Consider the following 23,644-nt stretch of genomic DNA (forward strand, 5'->3'; position numbering starts at 1 on the left):
ATTACACCACCCTTATTATTGGTGATATTTAAAAATAAGCTCTATCGTTTTTTCAGCAACTTGACCGGTGAAATATATACATTGTTTTAAATGATCTTCACTACCAAACTCAAAATCCTTGATAAGCACTCTGCAGCAATTACTGTCGTTTTCTTGAATAAACCAGTCATGTAATTCTTTTGATGCTTTCATGACAGTCTCATTATTTTCACCAGGATTAGACCTACCAAATGCTAGGCCAAGTGCCATGACTCCACCAGAAACAGCACCACAAGAACAACCTGAACCGCCAAATCCTACTGGAAAACCGGATGCTAATTTTACTATATCCTTTTGAAATGGTTTATCGAGTAAATCATTAATTGTCAACAGAACAGCTTCTGAACACAAATAATCCCCGTTTCGATAGAGTTTCTCCGCTTGCTCTCTAGCTTTGGTTTGCATGTCTTCACGGTTAAGCTTCTTGAAATCTAATTCCAACCAATCACCTCCAATTTAATGCTAATGCTAAAAGGTTTCTATTTAATTATATCGGGCCTTATAAACGCTAACAAATTGTTTTTATTAATACAACTAATACAATGTATAAAAATAATCTATACAGGTTTTATAAGGACACTCTAATCTTTATCTATTAATAAATTTTATTGGGGTGTAGGATTTATCCTGTATATGTAGAATTTAGAAATTATTTGATTATATACCATTAAATACTAAAATTATTATTAATCTTTGGCTAGGGTGTTGAGGGGGAATTCAATGCTAAAAACCTTGTCTGAGAAATTCGGCTATATATCTACAAGTGACCATGAATATTTTTGGTTTAGTAATGCGAAATTCGTAGGATTTTTGGACGAATTGTAGAAGTGATATTAAGACATATCAGACTATTGAAATAGGAGGGTAATTGATGCCAGAAGAAATTTTGAAAGATATTTATAGAATTGAAGTACCATTGCCACGTAACCCATTAAAAGCAATCAATTCTTACTTAATCAAAGGTCAAGAGAGGAACCTACTCATCGATACAGGAATGAATAGACAGGAGTGTAGCAAAGCACTTACCACAGCTCTTGATACTTTAAAGGTGGATATGACAAAAACCGACCTTTTAATAACACATTTGCATGCCGATCACATAGGGCTTGCTTTTAATCTTGCATTCGAGGATTCAAACATCTATTTCAACCCTTTGGATGCCAAGATACTTGGTGATAATAACTTCTGGAACAAAAATCAGCAACTAGCTTCTAAGAACGGCTTTCCAAAAGATCTACTTGAAGAAGCCGTAAAAAAACACCCGGGTTACAAATATACCCCTGAGATATCAAAAGAATTTACTTTTATACAAGAAGATGAAGTGATAGAAGTCGGTGACTACCAACTAAAGTGTATTGAAACACCAGGTCATACTCCTGGAAATATTTGTCTCTACGATGATGATAAAAAGATCCTTTTTTCGGGTGATCACGTCTTGTGGAATATCACCCCAAATATATCAGCCTCTATAGATCCCAATGGTAACCCTTTAAAGGATTACATTAATAGTCTAGATAAAGTCCGGGATTTAGAAGTAGAGTTAGTCTTACCAGCTCATCGAAGCCTATTTTATGATTTGAGTAAAAGAGTAGATCAACTTAAACTTCATCATCAGATGAGGGAAAAGGAGATTGAAGAAATACTACATGATAATAAAAAGCTAACTGCATATCAATTGGCTTCACTTATGAGTTGGGAGATAAAATGTAATTCATGGGAAGATTTTCCCCTTGTACAGAAATGGTTTGCAACAGAAGAGGCCCTTGCTCACTTAAAGTATATGGAAGATAAGGGCACTATAGGGAAAAAAGTGACTGAAAGTATTATCCATTACCACCTTAATTAATGATAATGAATTTAGGTAGCTAATCATTTGAGGAGTTAACAGCTATGGAAATAAAAATGAGACTATAGCCACAACCAGTTTTTGGTTATGGCTATTATTTTCTTTGTGAATTTTCTTCTCCAGGAGGTGACTTACGGGAATTTGTGTTATCACCTTTAAAATAATATAAGATTAGCAACACACCTATCAGTATCCCATAATCGTATTCTCCAAAAGAGTAAGTTCCTGCAACTAAAGTGCTAATAATACCGTAGCTTGAAGTTAGAATTGCCAAAATTCCTACACCTAAAATGAAATAATGAAATTTTGAAAAACGCATACTTTTACCCAAATCCTCATCTCCCATCGTTATTTGTGATTATCATGGTTTGTGATTGTTGATTATTATTTTATTCTTTAATATGGTATTATTCTATCATTATATAATACTAACAACAACCGCTCGGGTTTTTATCACATTTCCAAGGAAAAATAAGGAGGTTTGTCGAAACTTTTTCACTGTATAAAATTTATGCGTTTTAGTGAAAATTACATGTCAAAGATCACTCATTGGAAATAATAAGAAAATAAGAGAATATTTTTCAAAAACCTTTCAAAATCATATTATATTACATAATGGAAAATAATTAATTGAAAGCCTGTAATGGAGGTATAAATTATGAACACAGAACAAGGCACTCAAGAACATGTTCAGGAATATGAGATTAATGACAAGACTTCCGAAGAAGTCACTGATATAAGCAAAAAAAGTAGCTATAAAAAAATTATTAATCTATTTGAATATCTAAAAGCATATTATTCTTTAACACGAAAACAAATATATGATGTTGCCAGTTATGACACTATTTACTGGTATGATGAATTGCCCAGTGCTCCGGGTTGTTCTTTTGAATCAACTTCTGAAGGTGAAAAACTGATAATTCAAAAGCAGAGTATTTCTGATCCTAAGGAACCTCCTGCCAGTATCGAGTCATGGATAGAGGGGGATTGGAAAGATCCGTCTGAGGAAATAAGTGTACTAAAACATAAAACTTCTCCTACAGAAGAGTTTACAGATGACCTTAAACGTGTTGAGGACTTTAGAGATTGGTATCAACACTGGGAAGAGTGGCGTGAACAAGCTTTACATAAGCAGAGAGTACATCAGCTATATCAAGAAATGTTTTTACTCAGCCAAAATTTAGAGAGACAACAAGATGAGCTCGAACTGGTTTGGGGTCATGGGATTCTATATTGGAAGGACGAAGGTAAAAAAATACGCCATCCGGTTGTAACTACTAATGCCATTCTCAATTTCGATGAAAAGAATGGTCAAATTGAAATTATATCTCAAGATGTGGAAAACACTTCATTAGAGCTTGAATTTTTGAATAGTATTAAAAACTCACAAATCAGAGATCTGTCAAAGCTTAAGGACGAAGTTAATAAAATGCAGTTAAATCCTTGGGAAAAGACAGCTATGGAAGAGCTATGTGAAAAACTGGTCAATTTATTGAGTCCTAATGGCAGGATACAATTCGACAGTAAAAAATTAACTTCGGATAAAGATCCGATGATCACTTATGAACCTGTGTTAATTCTCAGGAAAAAACGGGTAGGGTATAGACAAGATCTAGATGATATCTTAGAAGGTTTGCAACAAGGAAAAGAACTTCCCCAAACAATCCAGAGCATCTTTGATAAAGATCAAAACACTACATCAACTGCAACTATGAATATTGCTTCCGAAGAACTGATGTTTCCACTGGCTTCTAATGAGGAACAAAACCAAATAGTAAAACGGCTTTCTGAAAATACCGGGGTTACAGTTCAGGGACCACCTGGGACCGGAAAGAGCCATACAATAGCAAATTTGGTTTCTCATATGCTAGCCCATGGAAAGCGAGTCCTGGTTACAGCAAAATCCGAACGACCTCTGCGTGTTTTAAGGGAGATGATTCCTAAAAATATTCAACCACTATGTGTCAATGTGTTCACAGATGAGAGTAATTCTAAGCTGGAACTGGAAGAGGCAGTGAGAAGTATTTCCGAAACTATGGGGTCATTGGACATTTCAAGGGAAGAGAACAAACTCAAGAAACTAAAGAACACTTTAAAATCCATTAGAGAAAAAAGGGCTAGCTTACAAAATAAGATGAAACAGATCTCAGAATTTGAAACTTCTACTTATACAATAAATGGCCAAGAATTCACACTTCCTCAACTTAGTTCTTGGCTGACGGAAACCGAAGAGGAGCTTGGCTGGATCAAAGATGAAATTCCTCAAGATGCAGAGTTTCCTTTAGATAAACTTGAACTAAACCGTTTGTATGAATTGATAGGCGAGTTAATACATGAAGATAGAGAAAAGCTCCAGGAAGAAATTCCCGATATCGCGTTTCTTCCTAAAAGTCAAAGTTTAAAAGAGTTACATAATAAACTGGATAAACTATCAAATGAGATGTCAGATGAACAAGCAGGTGAACAGTTAGGTGAACAAGCAGTTGAATTGAAAAATGAAGCCAGTGACAGTTCAACTGATAAGTGGTTTGAAATTCCTGAAGATTTGGATGTGGAGACCGTATCAGACTTAATGGCTGAACTGGAAAAGGTAACTTCAGATTTAAAAATCAGAATAGATAGCGACTGGTTAAATACTATTTTTCAAGATGGCAAAAGTGAGGGTATACGAAGACAACAGTGGATAGATTTAATAGAAGGCGGTCGAGAGTATGTTAATAAATTATACGAACTGAGAGAAAGGACTGCAGAATATGAAATTGATATACCATATGAAAGTAATGTAGGAAAATTACTGGAAACAGTCATGGAACTTGAAACAGATTTGCAGAAAAAAGAGAAAATCGGGTTATTGCAAAAGGTTTTAAATTCTGATGTAAGATATCTACAACAAAACTGTACAATAGACGGGCTAGCTCCTAAAACTTTACAAGATATTCAGATACTCAAAGCAGAGCTTGAAAAAGGGTTAACCGCAAGCAAATTGCTAAAGCGTTGGGATAAACAAGTAGTCGCCATTAATGGACCGGAGTTCAATGAAGATGATCCCAGATTGATTGAAAAAATAGATGATCAGCTGAAAGTTATTGAAACAGTAATTTATTGGAATGAGACAACTTGGAAACCTTTAAAGGAAAAAATGAAGGAAAACAATATACCTGTGATCTTAGAAGATGTAGATATAGAAAAGCTAGAAACTTTGATCGAAAATTTAAAGTCAACTATTAACAACATTAAATTGAGAGATGTGCGTAAACAACTGGATAAGATAACTGAACTCATCAATGAAAACTTAGAGAACAACCACAAGTTTTATTATCTATGGGAACAGTTAGCTTCGGGAATGCGTCATCGTAATTATGAACTGTGGGATAATACTATTGAAGAAATTATTCGCTTAAAAAACCTAGAAGATGATTATCAGGAGTTTAAGCAGTTATTAGATAAAGTCAAAAAAACATCACCTACTTTAGCAAAAGACTTAGAGCGACAGGGAGGGGATGGGGGCCCCCTTTCTCCTCCTAGTAATATTAAACAAGCTTGGGAGTGGCGAAAGGCAGATACTTGGTTGTCCGAGGTATTATCAGAAGACCCCATTAAATTGAGTAAACAAGTAGATGAGTTGAGGCATAAAGAGAAAAAAATCCTAGAACAAGTAGTTTCTACTTCAACATGGCTTAATCTTTCGAAGAATGTAACAGAAGGGAATCGGAAAAATTTAATAGCTTGGCAACAAACTATGAAAAGGATAGGAAAGGGAACTGGAAAGTACGCAGGTTATTATCGAAAACAGGCTAGAGAAAAAATGGATAAAGCTAAAGGTGCCGTACCGGTGTGGGTAATGCCTTTTAACAAAGTGATTGAAAACTTTCCGGCTTGGAGCGATAAATTTGATCTAGTTATTGTAGACGAGAGTAGCCAGGTAGATATTTTTGGTTTACTATCTTTTTTCCGCGGAAATCAGTTATTGGTTGTGGGTGATGATAAACAAATTAGCCCACAAGGGGTAGGGCAGAATCTACAAGCAGTCCATAGGATTATGAAAACCTATTTGAGTGATGTGGAACACGGGGATTTATTTGAACCTAAATACAGCCTGTACGATTTATCCAAACAAGTATTTCCTGGTGTGATTATGCTCAAAGAACATTTCCGCTGTCTACCTGAAATAATTCAGTTTAGCAATGACTTGATGTATCAGGGAGAAATACTACCCTTAAGAGAGAAGATGGGCAGTGTGGGACAAGAATGGTCTTCAATTGTCAGAGTACCTATTGAAAATGGTTATAGAATGGTGAACTCGAAAAGCAATGAACCTGAAGCTAAGAAAATTGTAGAAACTATCATCCAATGCTGTGAGCGAGAAGAATACGCTGATAAAACTATGGGTGTTATCTCTTTACTAGGAGATGAACAGGCAAACTTAATTGAAAAAATGCTCATGGAAGAACTGGGACCTGAAGAAATGAAAAGAAGAAAACTGCATGCCGGTGATGCTTATTACTTTCAAGGTGATGAACGAGATGTTATTTTCCTTTCAATGGTAGAAGCAAAAGGAGAACATAGACCTGCAGTGCTAAACAAAGAAGACGATTTCAAGCGATTCAATGTTGCCATGAGTAGGGCTAAAGATCAAGTGTGGCTTTTTCATTCCATTGATACTGATAATTTGAATCCACAAGATGTTAGATACAAACTAATTCATTACTTCAAGTCTCCCCATAGATTGCAAAAAGAGTCTGCTGAATTGGAAGAGTTATGTGATTCAAAATTTGAAAAAGATGTGTTAAAAGACTTATTAAGACTTGGATATACAGTAGAACCACAGTATCAGGTGGGCACTAAAAGAATCGATTTAGTGGTGTTGGGCATGGACGGCAGTAAATTAGCAGTTGAGTGTGACGGAGATGCATATCATGGGATAGAAAACTGGGAATATGACTGGAATCGTCAAATTCAATTAGAACGACTTGGCTGGAAATTCTTTAGAATTAGAGGTAGTGCTTATTATAGAGCCCCTGAAAAAGAAATTAACGATTTAGCTTCGGTCCTTGAGGAGATGGGAATTTATCCACATTATTAGTAGGTTGATAGGTTGAAATTGAAAGAAAAATAAGAGGAATGGAGTAAAAGAAAATGACAGCAAAAATTTCTAAACCCCTAATATCTGGAATTTATTGACCAATAAAAAGTTTTTATGATATGCTTGTACATATGATATCAATCACAAAAAAAGATTTAGGGGGGGGACGAACTATGAAAAGATTTAGTATTCTTTTGCTATCATTGATGCTAATTATGGGAGGACTTTTTGTAGCAGGCTGTGAAACAGAAGAGGACGTAGCAAAAGAAGATGATGAGGTTGCAGAAGAAGAAAAGGATGAGAAAGAAAAGGATCAAGATGAAACTGTTGATGAAGAAGAATTAGATGAATTCATGGAAGACGCGGACTTTGAAGACGGCACATATCGAGGTATATTCGCCGATAGAGGAGACATTCATGTTGGCTTACAGTTTACCTTAGAAGACAACAAAATAACTGAAATTAGCCATAGGCACATGTATTACGATGGTATAGACTATTTAGATGAAGATATTGATGAAACTTACAAAGGAATCAGAGATCAGCATAAGCAGGCAGTAGAACATTTAGAAGGTAAAGATGTACGAGAAGCTGTGGCAGACTTATATGAGCCCGGTGACTTTGTGGACGATGTAGATAGCTTTTCAGGAGCGACTATTTATTCTCAGAAGGAAGTTTCCGCCATTGTAGATGGCTTGAACCGAGGAGTATATAGATTCAGAGAAGTAGGTGGCGAAGTGCCGGAGGATTATAGCCCTATTTCTGAAGATGCAGATTTTGAAGATGGAACATATCGAGGTATTTTTGCCGATAGAGGAGACATTCATGTTGGCTTACAGTTTACCTTAGAAGATAATAAAATAACTGAAATTAGCCATAGGCACATGTATTACGATGGTATAGACTATTTAGATGAAGATATTGATGAAACTTACAAAGGAATCAGAGATCAGCACAAGCAGGCAGTAGAACATTTAGAAGGTAAAGATGTACGAGAAGCTGTATCAGACTTATATGAGCCCGGTAACTTTGTGGATGATGTAGATAGCTTTTCAGGAGCGACTATTTATTCCCAGAAGGAAGTTTCCGCCATTGTAGATGGCTTGAACCGAGGAGTATATAGATTCAGAGAAGTAGGTGGCGAGGTACCGGAGGATTATAGCCCTATTTCTGAAGATGCAGATTTTGAAGATGGAACATATCGAGGTATTTTTGCCGATAGAGGAGACATTCATGTAGTTTTACAGTTTACTTTAGAAGATAACGAAATAACTGAAATAGGACATAGATACATGTATTATGATGGTGTAGATTATTTAGACGAAGATATTGATGAAACTTACAAAGGAATCAGAGATCAGCACAAGCAGGCAGTAGAACATTTAGAAGGTAAAGATGTACGAGAAGCTGTGGCAGACTTATATGAGCCCGGTGACTTTGTGGACGATGTAGATAGCTTTTCAGGAGCGACTATTTATTCTCAGAAGGAAGTTTCCGCCATTGTAGATGGTCTAAACCGAGGAGTATACAGATTCAGAGAAGTAGGTGGCGAAGTGCCGGAGGATTATAGTCCTCTAAGAACTAGGCCACAGACTCAGCAGTAATCATTTAAAAATTTATTGATAGCAAAAGCCCGTGCATATAGCACGGGCTTTTTTGCATGGTGTTTAATTAAATTACTATAGTAGATTAAAATTCTCGATGAAAATCTATGGACTCTATATCAAAAACTCTTAATGATGAATTAGAGTCAGGCTCTAAAGCTAACTTTGCATATTTATCTACTTCTTTTTTGTTCTTAGGCCCATGACTTAAAGAAGTAGCTCCGCCGATACAACCATTTTTACAAGCCATTCCTTCAATAAATGTATTGTCACAACGGTTATGTTTAAGTTTTTTCAAAACCTTATCACACTCAATGATGCCATCACAACTTACTGGATCAAATGGCACATCAAGCTTTTCTTCCTTAATGATATTTTCAATAGCTTGAGAAATTCCACCTGTACGGGCAAATATCCTACCATAATAAGAAGCGTTATCTAACAAACTTTCTTCTTGATCTTGTAACTCAAGACCTTTTGAATCAATCATTGCTGCTAGCTCTTCGAATGTCAATGCATAGTCTGTTATTCCTTGAAGATCTTTTTGTTGTATCTCCATTTTTTTGGCGGTACAAGGGCCTATAAATACTACTTTGCTCTTAGGATCCAAATCTTTAATTAATTTAGAAATGGCAATCATAGGAGAAATCATACTTGAAATATTGTCTTTTAACTCAGGATATTCATTAAGAATGTACTGGACAAAAGACGGACAGCAAGAACTAGTGATAGTTTTTTTGTTTTCTATAGTTTGAGCATATTCGTGTGTCTCTTTAACCGCCACCATATCGGCTCCTAAAGCTACTTCAATTACATCATGGAAACCTAATTTTTTGATACCTGTTATTACTTGTCCAATACTTGCGTATGTAAACTGACTAGCTATGGCAGGAGCAATAATTGCATAAACTTTATTGTTTTCATCTGCATTTTTTAGCAATTCAATTACTTCAGTTATATATGATTTATCCATTATTGCGCCAAAAGGACATTGATACACACAAGCTCCGCATTGTATACACTTGTCATTATCAATAGTAGCTTTTTTATTTACTTCAATATTTATTGCATTTACTCCACATGCCTTTTTACATGGTCTCATCACATCTACTATTGCATTGTATGGACATGCATCTTTACATTTTCCACATTCTATGCATTTTTGACCATCTATTTTTGCTTTATGTTGAACAAATTCAATGGCCCCTACAGGACAGTAAGAAACACAGTGATTAGCCAAGCATCCTCTACAAGCTTCTGTAATAACATACCGTGTATCAAAACATTCATCACAAGCCTCATCTATCACTTCTATGATATTATTATTTTCTTTATTTCCTCCGAGAGCCACTTTTATTCTTTCATAAGTTACAACTCTTTCCTTATGGATACAACATCTTATTTTAGGTTCTAGATCAATTCTTTTAGGGATATGAATTAATTCTTTATCTAATGTTCCTTCAAACGCTGCTTTAGATACTTCTCTTAAAACTTCATATTTCGATTCTTGAATTTTATTTTCAAATTTTCTCACTTGCCACTACCTCCTCAAGATATATTTTTTTGGCTTATAGATGACTTTTTTTGTATACTTTAGGGTATAAGTAAAATTGAAACTTTACAGTTATCAACATTCAACTTAAATACTCTATACTTTAAAGGATTTCTTTTTCGATAAAATCTTCAACATCTTCTAAAGCTAAAGAATGGACAGGGCCATCATCAACTTTTACGGAAACAGCTTTGGTACATTCTCCTAAGCAAAAAGCAGCCTTAAGTTCTACTTTGTCTGTTAGGTTTTTTTCTTCTAGTTTTTTTTCGATACTATTGATAACATCATAGGCCCCTTTTAAATGACATGCACTTCCAACACAAACATTGATTATCATATTAACTTCCCTCCTTAAAATTTAATAATATTCTATAGTAACTTGCTTACCCATATTTTCTAATCTTTCTGCAATGCTTTTAATAACCTGAGTTTTAATACCTAGATTTGGTAAGTCTGGATTTTGATGGGCAGGGTTGATAGCCTGTCCAACATAAAAGTTTATATGAGTGCAATCCTTAATAAACATTTTTGTTAAACGGGTTGCACCATCTTTAGACTTAAAAGGCTGAGAAGATTCTTTTAAGTGTGTATTAACTAAGTACTCATCTATGTTCTTAAGAACTTTTGTGAGTGTAAGAACACCTTCAGTTACTAGATCCAAACCTTCCATTTTAGCAACAGGCGGCACTTCATTTGTGCCAGTCTGAATATCAACTTTTATATCTTTACCAGTTTCTCTACTTACTATATTTGCTGCGGTTCCACCACAAACGATCTTTTTGCCTTTTGATTGTAAAATTTTTTGTACTAATATGGGATCATCTTTTTTGTTTTTAGGTGGACCAGAAAAAACTTGCAAAACTTCAGTTTCTCGGGCTTTTACAACGGCAACTGATATGTCATCTCCTGGTCTTTGGTTAAAGAAAAAATTAGATGTGTCAACAACTCTTCTAGAAATCACTTTAGCACATTCTTCGATTTTTGATTGTTTAATTAAATATTTGGCTACATTTTCCCACTTCCAACCTAAAGTGAGTACTTCTCCCACTCCTGCATGTATAACACCATCACTGACAAGAATTAAACTATCACCCTTTATCAGTTGGGCTTTACTTTCTAATATTTTTTTTCCATGTATTATTTGTTCTTTTTTGTTTAGTTTAACGAGACCACCATTTCTAATAAAAAAAACAGGAGGGTTATCATACTCTACAATATGAACTTTTCCATTTTTAGATATCTTTAATATTGCAAAAGTAGAGTAGGCTAATTTACGAACATTACAAACCGGTAATGTACTTGCTATGGTTTCTACGGTTTCATATACTGTTGCTCCGCCCTTTAACATTGTCCCGGCTATTTTCGTTGTCATTGTTGCCAGGATATTAGCCTTTACACCACTACCAAGTCCATCAGATAAAATGATGATAATATTTTCTTCTGTTTCTATAACTTCTATATTATCTCCACAGAGCTCTTCATTTTTCTTATTTATGAAATCATAAGCATAATCTATAAAAAAGCCCAATTAATCATCCCTCCGTTCCTCAATGACAATATCTTTTAAATCCGTTAATGCAACTTTAGTTTCTGCTGTAGTTTCTCCTAAAAGACTAGCAATTTCTTGTGCAACCCTCATTTGCTTATCTATAACACTTTGAGCGACATCAATGGTGTTTTTTTTAACTCTTACTAACTCCTCTTTATTTTTTTCTGCTGAAGTTACATCAGTCATGATAGCCATTAATACTTTTTCTTCTTTGAGGTATATAATATTAGCTATTAATATAACACCATAATTAGAATACTCGACTTTTTTTCCTATAAGATTAGTTTTGGTTTCTAAAACTTTTTTAAATGTGTCTTCTTCAATTATCTCACCAATTCTCTTGCCTTTTATTTTATTAGCTTCTATGTTAAATATTTGTTCCGAAGAAGGATTGAATTCTCTTACTACCAAATTAAAATCAACCATAAATATTGCATTGGGACTATGATCAAAAATCACATTTTTCAAGCTTTCTGCTTTTGACCGCATAAAAGGATGACACATGTTAACATGGGCGTTTTTTCTTAAAATTGACTCTGCAAATTCTCTACATGTAACATAACCACAAGCATTACAATTTAGCTCATCTTCTTTTTTATTTTTACCTATACTATTTAAGACTTCGTCAATTTGTTCTTTAGGGTGGCGATATTTTTTAACTTTTTTTGAAGATACATGTCTTTCGATATCAATTTTTTGTGCAAACTTATTTTCTATTTTGACATCATCACTACACTTTTTAGCAATATAATCTTTAACATACTTTTTTCTAACATAATAGCTTGGTGCCTCTTTAAGCATACCTGTGCCATCTATACATCCTCCAGGACAAGATAAGATTTCTAAAAATATACCGCTGAGCTCACCTTTCTTTAAACTATTTAAAATTTCCTTAGAACGCTCTACCCCAGTGACAACTATCTTTTCATAGTTTTCATTTTTTTCATTAGATAACTTGATATTGCAAGGTATTAACTTTCCCTTATCATTAGCTTTTTCATCAAAAGGCTCTGGTGATTGGTTTTTGAGATCTAAATTATTATCTTTAAACCATTTTTGTAATTCAACAAAAGTGAGCACAGAATTAATTATTCCATTATATTGACTTTCGTGAGCTTCTACTTTTTTAGCAATACAAGGCCCTATAAAAACTATATATGCATCTTCACCATATTTTTCACGAATCATTTTTCCATGGGCAATCATAGGTGACACTACAGGTATTAGATAATTTACTAACTCAGGATAGTATTTTTCGACTAAATAGACTGTAGAAGGACAACTTGTTGAAATCAAATTTTTTTGCTTTGCATCATTAGTGAAGTTTTCATAAGCATTTATTACAACATCAGCTCCAACTGCTGTTTCTTCTACTGCATAGAATCCTAATTCTTTTAAAGCAGTAACAATTTTTCCACCTTCTTTTATAGAAAATGCACCAGGAAAGGAAGGTGCTAAACTGGCTATTACTTTTTTATTGGAAGATAAAGCATCCTTAACTTCTTTAACTTTATCCTTTATAGTCAAACCATTTCGTTCACAAGCAACATAACACTCTCCACAAGATATACAAAGCTTTTCATCGTTTTCCCGGGGATCTCCAAAAACAGATATAGCTTTAGTATTACATGCTCTGATACATCTATAGCAATTTACGCAATCTTCTTCTGAAAAACTGATAAATTTCATTTTTTTCACTCCTTTGTTACTTGATTCACATGCTTATTATATTATAACTCATTTTATTTCTAAATCCAACCATATATTTTGATTTAGGTTGTATTGTAGTTGAATGTTGATAACTTTTTGAAATATCAACTTTACTTAAAAATGATTAAGCCATGAAATTTCCAAAAAGGAAATTTCACCCTTAACAAGAATATAATAATTGACGATTTATTTTTGGACGGTTTTATGTTTAGCTTTTGTGGACCAAATTAAGAAATTAATGCATAATTATTTTTCCTAAAGGATCATAGGAAGGACCAAAGGAGGAACTATAAGTGAAATCTTTCATAGACAGTCTTGATTCAATCTGTAAGGAATATCCCTTGAATAAAAAAGTTTTAATCATGCCCTCCTATGCAAAGGGTGAAATGTTACTTAAGAAAATGGCTTTAGAAGGTTATTATTTATTTAATGTTAGAATTATTACACCATTAGACTTAGCTAGAAATAAAATCGAAGATTATCTCAAGGACCACGATCTGCAGCTTATAGCTAGTTCTGAATCCAGACAGGTCGTGTTTAATATTATGGAAGATTTAATCAATAATAACAAGCTATCTTATTTTAGCCACCTTAAACCCTCCAATGGCATTATTAAAGCAATTCATAATGCAATCCATGAGTTGAAAATGGCCGGTGTTAACAGCAAACCCTCTGAAAAATCTCCATTTGTAAACCCTCAAAAAGAAAAAGATTTAATGACTATATATAAACATTATCAGAATTATTTACAAGGCATGAATTGGTTGGATGAGGGAGATCTTTTTAACAAAGCAATCACATTAAAAGAAGGGGAAATCACTTCCGGGGAATCTGTCAAATACCTGGTTTCAGATGCTTACCTCCATGATTTAACTTATTTGGAAAGGCAGTTAGTAGACAGCTTACCTGATGATTCGCTACATATAATCGATGAACTCACTGACGCACTCAATGATGCACATGAAGGGGATGACCAAATAGACACGTGGAAAAGAAAAATCACTTTTAATACTAAAGAACAGATAGACCTGTTTAGTGCTTCTGGTGAAAGTGTAGAAGTGAAACAGGTATTTTCTTGGATTCGAGATGGGTGTCTTCCCTTTGATCGGACCATTATTTTATATTCTAGCTCTTCCCCTTATAGTGAGTTAATCTATAAACTGAGCGAGAAATATCAGATTCCGGTAACCTTTGGCGAAGGTATCATGATTCAAAATACCAAACCGGGAAAACTGTTGTTTTTACTACTGGAATGGATAAATAGCGGTTATCGGGTAACGGATTTAAACAAGATTTTAGATGAAAACCTTCTCTATATAGGCGAAGGGACACTTTCAGGATATAAAATTAGAAAATTGCTTCGGGAAGCCTCTATCGGTTGGTCAAGGAATAGATATTTTCATAGGTTGGAAAAAGTCATTTCGGAATTGGAGAATCTAGAAGAATTAGATGACAATGCTATAGACGACAATGATCATAGCCGTCATCAGAGGCTCCTTGGAGAATATCGAGCACTATATCGGATCATTAATGACATCTTTACTTGCTTGGATTATCAAACTGATGAGCAAGATCCTGAAATTATCAGTCTGGCAAGCCTTTCTGGTTGCATTGCCAGATTCATAGACGAGTTTGGCCAGGTGACTTCCCAGTTTGATAAAGAAGCCCAGCAAAGGATCAGGGATGAACTGGAGCTAATCTCTCAAATATCAAAGAGTTATCTAGAAATTGACCAGGCTATTGAGCGGTTAAAGGAGAGTATCGAAAATATAAGGGTTGGCCAGGAACTGCCTCAAGCAGGTCATATTCATGTGGATCATTATCAAAATGGTTGGTGGATGCTCAGAGATAATGTGTATCTAATTGGTTTTGATGCTGACAGGTTTCCGGGGAATCGACAGGAAGACCCTATCTTACTGGATGAAGAGAGAAAACAAATATCCGATTGGTTGCCTTTGGGACAGGATAGGCCAAAAGAAAATTATCAGCTCGTACTTGACATGCTTAAGGGTATTGCTGATATGACTGGACATATGGAAAATGGACATACGGAAAATAGACATAGGGAAAATGGACATAGGGAAAACGTGCATAACGTGCATAAGGAAAAAGGACAGATGGTAATCAGCTATTCGTCCTTTGATACTACGGAACACAAAGAGAAGTTTCCGTCCTCTTTGCTATTACAGGTCTATAGACAGATATCAGGTGACAGTGATGCTGATTACACTACACTTCAAAACTACTTGATGCCTCCTGAAGGGATGATACCGAAACGACAATCAGAAGTTATGGATGAAATTGATTGGTGGTTAGCAAATTATGTGGAATATGTGGAGAATGGGCAACATTTACAGCTAAATCATATTGTCTACTGTTATCCTGATTTACAGAAAGGGGTAGAAGCTTTTCAGAACAGACTATCTCCAGAATTTACAGTATATGACGGCAATGTATCAGCTGACAGGACGGCCATTGATCCCAGGGAAAGGGCTAAACCTATTTCTCCGACTCGCCTAGAATTATTGGGGAGATGTCCTTATGGATACTTCCTTAACCAAGTTTTGGGGATTGAACCTCCTGAAGATATAGAGTTTGACCCTGGGAAATGGTTGGATTCTTTGACTAGAGGTTCATTGCTCCACACTATTTTTGAACAATTTTACCGAGAACTGACCCTGAACCAGGAAAAACCACAGGAACACAAACACAGTGAATATTTAACAGAAATGGCAGAAGAACTAATTGATCAACAGCTAGAAGAATTGCCACCTCCTAGTGATTTGGTGTATCAATACGAAAAGGATGATCTGTTGAATTCTGCCCTGGTATTTTTGCGCAGTGAACAAGAGTATTTCGAGTCTTCTAGGCCAATATACTTTGAGCTCTATTTCGGCCGGAGTGGAGATGAACAAGAACATCAGGATATGGTTCCTGTTGAGCTTCCCTCTGGAAAACGGTTATACCTTTCGGGTAAAATTGACCGTGTAGACCTGGATCAAGATGGCAATTATCTTGCTTATGATTACAAAACCGGGAGCACTTACGGATATTCGGAAAGTGAATATTATAAAGGGGGAAGACAGCTGCAGCACGCTTTATATGCTCTGGCCTTGGAGCAGATTCTTCAGGAAAACTATCCCCATAACAATATAAAAGTCACAGGAGCAGGTTATCTTTTCCCCACAGTTAAGGGGGAAGGGGTTAGATATATACGATATTATGAGGACAATGACAGGGAACAGATTTTAGAACTAGTGGATAAACTGTTGGACTTGTTGTCACAGGGTAAATTTGTCATGACTGATGATACAAGTGATTGTAATATCTGTGATTATCAAGTCATTTGTGATCGAAAGTCCCTTGACGATTCGATAACTGAAATGTTTGATTACTGCCCAGAATTAGACCTCTTTAGGCAGGTGAGAAAATTTGAGTAAAAACATGACTAATAAAACAAAAAATCCTCCTGATCAGAACCAACGGGATAGGATAATAGAAGATTTAGACCAAAATATTTTGGTTGAAGCCGGGGCTGGTTCCGGGAAAACCAGGAGCCTGGTGGATAGAATGGTAGCCCAGGTGGTTTCAGGAAGGTACCGGGTGGATGAGATTGTGGCCATCACCTTTACTAGAAAGGCGGCAGCAGAACTTCGAGAGCGGTTTCAGAATCGTTTAGAAGAAGAGTATCAAAAGGATTATAGTCCAGAAGTAAAAGACAATATCGAAATCGCTCTCCGAAATATTGAGGGCACTTTTTTGGGTACAATCCATTCTTTCGCTGCCAATCTTTTGAGGGAAAGGCCTGTAGAAGCGGGTCTTGACCCGGAATTTCAGGAGTTAGATGAACTGGAATCTGCTATTATGGAAGAAGAAGTTTTTGAAGAATATTTATTATATGTACGGCTAAATAGGGAAGATCTTCTGATCAACCTGGATAAGATTGGTGTATCACCTCAGAATTTAAAGGCTAGTTTTAAGGAATTGGCCCATTATCCCGATGTAGAATTTTTTCATAAGGAAGTGGATAGACCTGATTTAGAATTGGCTTTACAGGAACTTAAAGAATTAATTGACAAAGCAAAGGCCAATCTACCCGATAAAGAACCTCCTAAGGGATATGACGGACTTCAAAGGGCCACTTTAAAAGCAAAACGGTATTTGAGCTATTTTGACATGAACAGGGACGAGCGGATAGTGGAACTACTCAGCCAGTTTGAAAAACCAAAAATCACCCTAAACAGGTGGCCAGAAAAAGATATTGCCTATGAACTAAGAGATGAAGCCAATAGACTGGCAGAAGAAATTATCCAACCTATCATGGAAGAATGGCGCAGATACTGTCATTACCATATCATGAGGTTTCTAATTCCCGCAGTGGAATTTTATGAACATAAAAGGGAAGAACTGTCATACATGAACTTTAATGATCTACTACTTAGAGCTCGCAATATGTTAAGGGACTATCCCGAGGTTAGACAGTACTTTCAGCGTAAATATCGCACTATTTTGGTGGATGAGTTTCAAGATACCGATCCAATTCAGTCGGAACTACTGTTTTATCTAACAGGTGAGGAAGTACAGGAAAAAACCTGGTATAACCTGTCACCCAGGCCGGGATCTTTATTTGTGGTTGGTGATCCCAAGCAGTCTATTTATCGTTTTAGAAGGGCAGATATAGATACCTATAATCTGGTGAAGGATTTAATTGTCGATAGAGGAGGAGAAATTTTAGAGCTTACCGCCAATTTCAGATCAGTCAATAGCTTAGGTGAATGGTTAAATCCGGTATTTCAAGAACTACTCCCTGAGGAATCTGATAAATATCAGGCTAAACATGCGCCCCTAGAAACTATTAAAAGGGACGAAGAAGTGATTGGTGAACAAAGTGATTTAGCCGGTTTATTATCAAAACGGCTAGGGGTGCGGAAGCTATCTGTACCTCAAGGACTTAGCAAAAAAGAAGAGGTCATGGAAGCTGATGCCCGACAAATAGCTCAAAGTATTAGAAGATTATTGAATTCTTCAGGCGGGTATCAGGCTTCGGATTTCATGATAATCCTTCGCTATAAAGAGGGGATGGATAAATACGCTAGAGCCCTGGAAAATGAGGGCATCCCTGTGGCTATGACCGGGGGCAGTTCCATGGGGGATTGCTTTGAATTACAAGAGTTGTATAAACTACTGTTATGTCTCAAAGAACCTGATAATCAAGTATATTTAATTGCAGTATTGCGGGGGCTGTTTTTTGGACTGGATGACGATACTTTGTATCAATTCAAAGAAAATGGTGGTAGCTTCAATATTTATTCTTCACTACCCGAAACAGATAATAAATCGACACAAAAAGTAGCCCAGGCCTTAGACAGATTGAAAAAATATTTGTCCTGGAAAAATAAATATTCTCCCTCAATATGTCTAGAAAAACTAGTATCAGAACTGGGCTTATTCCCTTATACCTTTACATGTGGTGAGATGGAAGAAAGCAGAAGCGGTTATCTATATCAGTTATTAGAAATTGTAAAACAAACAGAAATAGAAGGAGAGACAGATTTTGTTTCCATGGTAGAAAAAATTGAGGATGTTTTGACAATCAATCCTGAAGAAGAACTTGATATATTTTCCCAGAAGCAAAATGCGGTTCAGTTAATGAACCTTCATAAAGCTAAAGGACTGCAGGCCCCTGTAGTATTTTTGGCCAATCCTGTTAAAAAAGTTAACCCGGAAAAATTTGTAACTAAACATATAAAGAGGACTGCTGGTACAACTCCTACAGGATATTTTACTTTCTCTGAAGTTAGAAATTTTCGAAGGAAGGAAATTGGTATTCCCAGTGATTGGGAAAAATATCGAGAAGAAGAACTGAAATACCTGGAATCTGAAGAAAACAGATTATTGTATGTAGCAGCTACACGGGCTGAAGAACTGTTAGTTATCAGTGATTCGGAAGAATCAAAGGTTAGAAAATATAACCCCTGGTGTTCGTTATTAGATAACAGTCCTGAAGAGGTTTTGGAATTAGAGCTGGAAGTTAATGATAATGATCAGCAGTTTGATGGGGTATTACTGGGGGATAATCAAGAACAAGTCAATGGAGAGGAGCTCACTGAACAGCTGCAAAAAATCAGAGAACAAAAATACAAGTGGATAGAACCTCATGAAAAACCCAGTTATCTACTGCATACTCCCAGTTCATTAGAAAAAACAGCTTCCGAGTCAAAAACAAGTTCATCCGATTTTTTTCAGATATCAATAGAATCTATCATTCAATCTAGAGAAGATGAATTAACAGAGGAAATTGACCCGGAAAAAAGTGACAGGGGTGAGCTTAAAGGGGCTGTACTTGGTAATATCGTTCATAGGGCCTTTGAATTACTCATCAAAGATTGTTATCAAGATAAAATCACCATAACTGGATTACTACAAGAATACAGAGAGGAAGACCCTGATGGTAAAAAAGAAGCTCTAATCCAAGAACTGATTTATAAATTTAAAGCTTCACAGCTGTGGGATAAGATTTCCCGATCAGATCAAGTACTGACAGAAGTACCGTTTCATTTAAAAACAGAGCCCCAGGAATCTCTTCATGAATTCATTTCGAACAATATTAAGGATAGTATTAAAATTAAGGATAGTATTAAAGAAAATGAAAATTTAGATCATGTCTCCATTGTTTTTTCGGGCACTATTGACCTGGTCTTTAAAGATCCTGATTCGGTTCGAGATTCTGAATGGGTGATTGTAGATTATAAAACGGATCTAATAGAAGCGAGTAATGAACAGCAGAAAAACCATGCAATTGACCAGCTCAAAAACCAGTATTCACCGCAACTCTCAGCCTATCAACAAGTCTTTGAAAAACTGACTCGAGAAACAGTTCAAGCTTCAGCTATTTATATTGCGAGAACTGGAGATTTGGCATGGTATTAATGTATTAACATCGTTATTGGCCTCAACTTCAGCTAAGTTTTTAATTGGTTGAGGCCGCTTTTATAGAAAGGATTGATATTTTGACTAGGATACCAACTGCTTATCTGTACTATCTTTTTTTAGTTATTTTTGTGGTCTTTATTACCATTGCAATTGTTGTGCGCGAGAATAAAAAAGCTTTGCGGGCAGATAAAATAGTGGGTAGAGGGCTACCTAGCTATGAATTTGAAGCTTTTACATTTGTATTTGTTTTACTTATTTTTTTATATGCAGTTAGTTCATTTATTTCTAGTTATACTGAAGTTTATTCCCTGCTAATCCCTGAATATTTTGACCACTGGTATGAACTATTCTGTTTTGAAAATATCCAAACCATGGAAGAATATTTTCGGGAACAAGACAAATCGTCCGAAAGGTTCAAAATGAGTGGTTATCTCCGTAACTTAACCTTTCTTTTAAATGTCAGTTTTGCTTTTATAGGTGGGATCTACTCTTTATATTTAGGACTTCAAAAGCCGGAGTTTGGAGAAAATGGTATTTACGGTAAAAATAAAACCTTAGACTGGGAAGAGATTGAGGACTATCATTGGAAAGGTCCATCTGTCGATACTAAAGGTGAGAAATATAATTTGGTATTAACCCATACTTCTGTTTCTAAAATTCAAAGATTATACACCTTAGAAGATAAGTTTATCTGTACTATATATAGTGAAGATAAAGAGAAAATAGATGAGCTTCTTCAGAGAAAGGTGAGTAAAAGCGGTGTGTAAGAGCTCAAAAGCTAGTTTGTCGATAAACGTTAGTTGTCAAATTTGACAACTATTTTTTTTAAATATATACTTTGATTGTCAAAGTTTGATTATCAAAGTATTCGATAATCAAAATATAATTTTCTGATACTTATGGTGTCCGGGGAGGGAAATCTGATGAGTGAGGATGTTTTAAATGAACTACTGGTGGATACTTTTAATGACATTCTTGCCATACAACAGCGGGCTTTACAGTCTAGGGGACTCAAAGATTTATCCATTTCAGAAGTCCATACCATTGAGAAAATTGGAAAATACTCGAGACGTACCATGTCGGAAGTTGCCAATGAGCTAGGGATCACTATCGGTACCTTGAGTACAGCCATAAATCATTTAGTAAAAAAAGGATATGTAGAAAGAGTTAGATCTGAAGAAGACAGAAGAATAGTTTATATTAAACTTACCCAAAAAGGAATGAAGGCTAACCGAATTCATGAGATATTTCATAATGAGATGATTGAAGAAGCTATTTCTGAACTAGAGGAAGGAGAAAAAGAAGCCTTAATTAAATCCATGGGCAAATTAAATGCTTTTTTTAAAAATCAACAAAAACTAATAAATCAAGAAAATGCAGATGGGAGTGACAATTAATGGATTATAAAGAGATTAAGGAATTAATGAAAGAAATGAATAATTCTGATCTTACTAAACTGAAAATAGCAGAAAATAATGTTTTAATAGAAATGGAAAAACAGAGTAATGAAGTGAGTGTAAAAACCGATAAAAATAATCATGTTTCCATTTCTAAAGAAGAGGTAGAACCCGAGAGCAACCCACAAGAGCTACAGGGGGATACAGACAAGCCAGAGAGAGAGGAAAATCAATCAAAGGATACTAAAGATCAGTATGAGGAAATAGATCATGATAAAGATAAACAGCTAGAAATAGTGACAGCACCTATAGTAGGGACTTTTTATTCAGCACCTGGCCCTGATAAGGAAGATTATGTAAAAATAGGCAGCAAGGTGGAGGCTGGTGATGTTCTCTGCATTGTGGAAGCTATGAAAATAATGAATGAAATAGAAAATGAAGTAAGTGGTGAAGTGATAGATATCCTGTGTGAGAACGGTGATACGGTAGAATACGGCCAGGAACTCTTTAAAATTAAAACAAGTCAATAACAACCTGATAACAAGCCAATAATGTAATAAAGGATGATGAATATGTTTAATAAAATTTTGGTGGCTAATAGAGGTGAAATTGCTGTTAGAATAATCAGAGCTTGTAGAGAAATGGGGATTGAAACAGTAGCTGTTTATTCTACTGTAGATGAAGAAGCTCTACACGTCCAAATGGCAGATGAATCCGTTTGTATCGGCACGGCAACCGATAACTGCTATACGAATATTAGCAGGATATTGACTGCTGCGGAAATCACTGATGCTGAAGCCATCCATCCTGGATTTGGGTTTTTATCAGAAAACAGTCGTTTTGCCGATGTCTGTAGAAAATGTAATATTACATTTATTGGTCCCAGGCCAGAGGTGATTGAGAACATGGGAAACAAGTCCAATGCCAGGAAGTTAATGGCAAATGCTGATGTTCCAGTGGTCCCAGGTTCTAAGAAACCTTTAACAGATGAGCAAGATGCTGTACAGATGGCTGACGAACTTGGATATCCGGTGATGATTAAAGCATCAGCCGGTGGTGGTGGCAGAGGTATACGAATTATCAGAAGCCAAGCCGAACTGTTAAATGCTCTTGGTACAGCCAAACAAGAAGCCGCTACTTTTTTCGGTGATGACACAATGTATATGGAAAAGTATTTAGAAAAGCCAAGACACGTGGAAATACAAATACTTGCTGATAAATACGGGAATGTACTGCACCTAGGGGAAAGAGATTGCTCTATCCAGAGAAGGAATCAAAAAGTTTTAGAAGAAGCCCCATGTCCAGTGATGACTGAGGAACTCAGAGAAAAAATGGGACAAGCTGCAGTCAGGGCAGCTAAATATGTGGGATATCAAAATGCGGGAACAATTGAATTTTTATTAGACAAACACAACAATTTCTATTTTATGGAAATGAATACCAGGATTCAAGTTGAACACCCGGTTACAGAACAAATAGTGGGACTGGATTTGATAAAGGAGCAAATAAAAATTGCTGCAGGACAAAGGCTCGAAAAAACTCAAGAGGAGATAAATTTAAACGGACATTCCATCGAATGTAGAATCAATGCCGAGGATCCGCAAAAAAATTTCATGCCATGTCCGGGTAAGGTAAACGGGCTATTTATACCTAGTGGTTTAGGAGTAAGAGTTGATTCTTTGTTGTATGATGGCTATGAGATACCATCAACCTACGATTCAATGATAGCAAAACTGATAGTCCATGGCAAAGATAGGGAAGAAGCAATTAATAAAATGAAGAGAGCCTTAGGAGAATTTGTGATACTTGGTGTTAAAAATAATGTTGAATTCCACTTAAATATCTTAAATAATGATGATTTTGTGAAAGGCATTTATGATACTAATTTCATAAATGACAAAATCTTTTAATCTAAAGAACAAGGGGATGGT

15 protein-coding genes are annotated in these 23,644 nt (G+C 35.7%); 9 read left to right on the top strand and 6 right to left on the bottom strand.

The window, feature by feature from the left end:
• Positions 1-15 precede the first annotated feature (15 nt).
• Positions 16-480 carry a C-GCAxxG-C-C family protein gene (locus NTHER_RS04275; RefSeq protein ID WP_012447294.1) on the bottom strand — a complete coding sequence of 155 codons (465 nt, stop codon included), beginning with the start codon at positions 478-480 and terminating at the stop codon, positions 16-18.
• 430 nt (positions 481-910) lie between these two features.
• On the opposite strand from NTHER_RS04275, the gene NTHER_RS04280 reads away from it, so the two are divergent.
• Positions 911-1,885 (top strand): MBL fold metallo-hydrolase, encoded by a 975-nt coding sequence (locus NTHER_RS04280; protein WP_012447295.1) that lies wholly within the window; start codon positions 911-913, stop codon positions 1,883-1,885.
• 94 nt (positions 1,886-1,979) lie between these two features.
• On the opposite strand, the gene NTHER_RS04285 is transcribed toward NTHER_RS04280, so the two are convergent.
• A complete protein-coding gene (locus NTHER_RS04285) occupies positions 1,980-2,216 on the bottom strand; it encodes a hypothetical protein (protein ID WP_041366899.1) in 237 nt (78 codons plus the stop codon).
• Between the two features lie 327 nt (positions 2,217-2,543).
• On the opposite strand from NTHER_RS04285, the gene NTHER_RS04290 reads away from it, so the two are divergent.
• Both NTHER_RS04290 and NTHER_RS15095 read left to right on the top strand, forming a co-directional pair.
• Positions 2,544-6,968, top strand: a complete 4,425-nt coding sequence (locus NTHER_RS04290; RefSeq protein ID WP_012447297.1) for an AAA domain-containing protein — start codon at positions 2,544-2,546, stop codon at positions 6,966-6,968.
• 173 nt (positions 6,969-7,141) lie between these two features.
• Positions 7,142-8,572, top strand: a complete 1,431-nt coding sequence (locus tag NTHER_RS15095; RefSeq protein ID WP_012447298.1) for an FMN-binding protein — start codon at positions 7,142-7,144, stop codon at positions 8,570-8,572.
• Positions 8,573-8,657: 85 nt separating this feature from the next.
• On the opposite strand, the gene NTHER_RS04300 is transcribed toward NTHER_RS15095, so the two are convergent.
• The 4 genes from NTHER_RS04300 to NTHER_RS04315 form a co-directional block, all read right to left on the bottom strand.
• On the bottom strand, positions 8,658-10,106 hold the full coding sequence (locus tag NTHER_RS04300) for a 4Fe-4S dicluster domain-containing protein (RefSeq protein WP_012447299.1): 1,449 nt from the start codon (positions 10,104-10,106) through the stop codon (positions 8,658-8,660).
• Between the two features lie 121 nt (positions 10,107-10,227).
• The gene (locus tag NTHER_RS04305) at positions 10,228-10,461 is read right to left on the bottom strand and encodes a (2Fe-2S) ferredoxin domain-containing protein (RefSeq protein ID WP_012447300.1); all 234 of its coding nucleotides are present in this window, start codon (positions 10,459-10,461) and stop codon (positions 10,228-10,230) included.
• Positions 10,462-10,482: 21 nt separating this feature from the next.
• Entirely contained in the window at positions 10,483-11,652 is a 1,170-nt protein-coding gene (locus NTHER_RS04310; RefSeq protein ID WP_012447301.1) for a SpoIIE family protein phosphatase, read from the bottom strand.
• Positions 11,653-13,362 (bottom strand): [Fe-Fe] hydrogenase large subunit C-terminal domain-containing protein, encoded by a 1,710-nt coding sequence (locus tag NTHER_RS04315; protein ID WP_012447302.1) that lies wholly within the window; start codon positions 13,360-13,362, stop codon positions 11,653-11,655.
• A gap of 314 nt (positions 13,363-13,676) precedes the next feature.
• On the opposite strand from NTHER_RS04315, the gene NTHER_RS04320 reads away from it, so the two are divergent.
• The 6 genes from NTHER_RS04320 (at position 13,677) to NTHER_RS04345 (ending at position 23,623) form a co-directional block, all read left to right on the top strand.
• The gene (locus NTHER_RS04320) at positions 13,677-16,823 is read left to right on the top strand and encodes a PD-(D/E)XK nuclease family protein (RefSeq protein ID WP_012447303.1); all 3,147 of its coding nucleotides are present in this window, start codon (positions 13,677-13,679) and stop codon (positions 16,821-16,823) included.
• Between the two features lie 4 nt (positions 16,824-16,827).
• A complete protein-coding gene (locus tag NTHER_RS04325) occupies positions 16,828-20,313 on the top strand; it encodes a UvrD-helicase domain-containing protein (RefSeq protein WP_012447304.1) in 3,486 nt (1,161 codons plus the stop codon).
• Between the two features lie 80 nt (positions 20,314-20,393).
• Positions 20,394-21,083, top strand: a complete 690-nt coding sequence (locus NTHER_RS04330; RefSeq protein ID WP_041366901.1) for a hypothetical protein — start codon at positions 20,394-20,396, stop codon at positions 21,081-21,083.
• A 156-nt stretch (positions 21,084-21,239) separates the two neighbouring features.
• On the top strand, positions 21,240-21,713 hold the full coding sequence (locus NTHER_RS04335; RefSeq protein ID WP_012447306.1) for a MarR family winged helix-turn-helix transcriptional regulator: 474 nt from the start codon (positions 21,240-21,242) through the stop codon (positions 21,711-21,713).
• Positions 21,713-22,243 (top strand): acetyl-CoA carboxylase biotin carboxyl carrier protein, encoded by a 531-nt coding sequence (accB, locus tag NTHER_RS04340; protein ID WP_012447307.1) that lies wholly within the window; start codon positions 21,713-21,715, stop codon positions 22,241-22,243. Before NTHER_RS04335 ends, accB begins: the two co-directional genes overlap by 1 nt.
• A 42-nt stretch (positions 22,244-22,285) precedes the next feature.
• Positions 22,286-23,623 carry an acetyl-CoA carboxylase biotin carboxylase subunit gene (locus tag NTHER_RS04345; protein ID WP_012447308.1) on the top strand — a complete coding sequence of 446 codons (1,338 nt, stop codon included), beginning with the start codon at positions 22,286-22,288 and terminating at the stop codon, positions 23,621-23,623.
• Positions 23,624-23,644: the final 21 nt, after the last annotated feature.

The organism is Natranaerobius thermophilus JW/NM-WN-LF (assembly GCF_000020005.1).
GTDB classification, from domain to species: domain Bacteria; phylum Bacillota; class Natranaerobiia; order Natranaerobiales; family Natranaerobiaceae; genus Natranaerobius; species Natranaerobius thermophilus.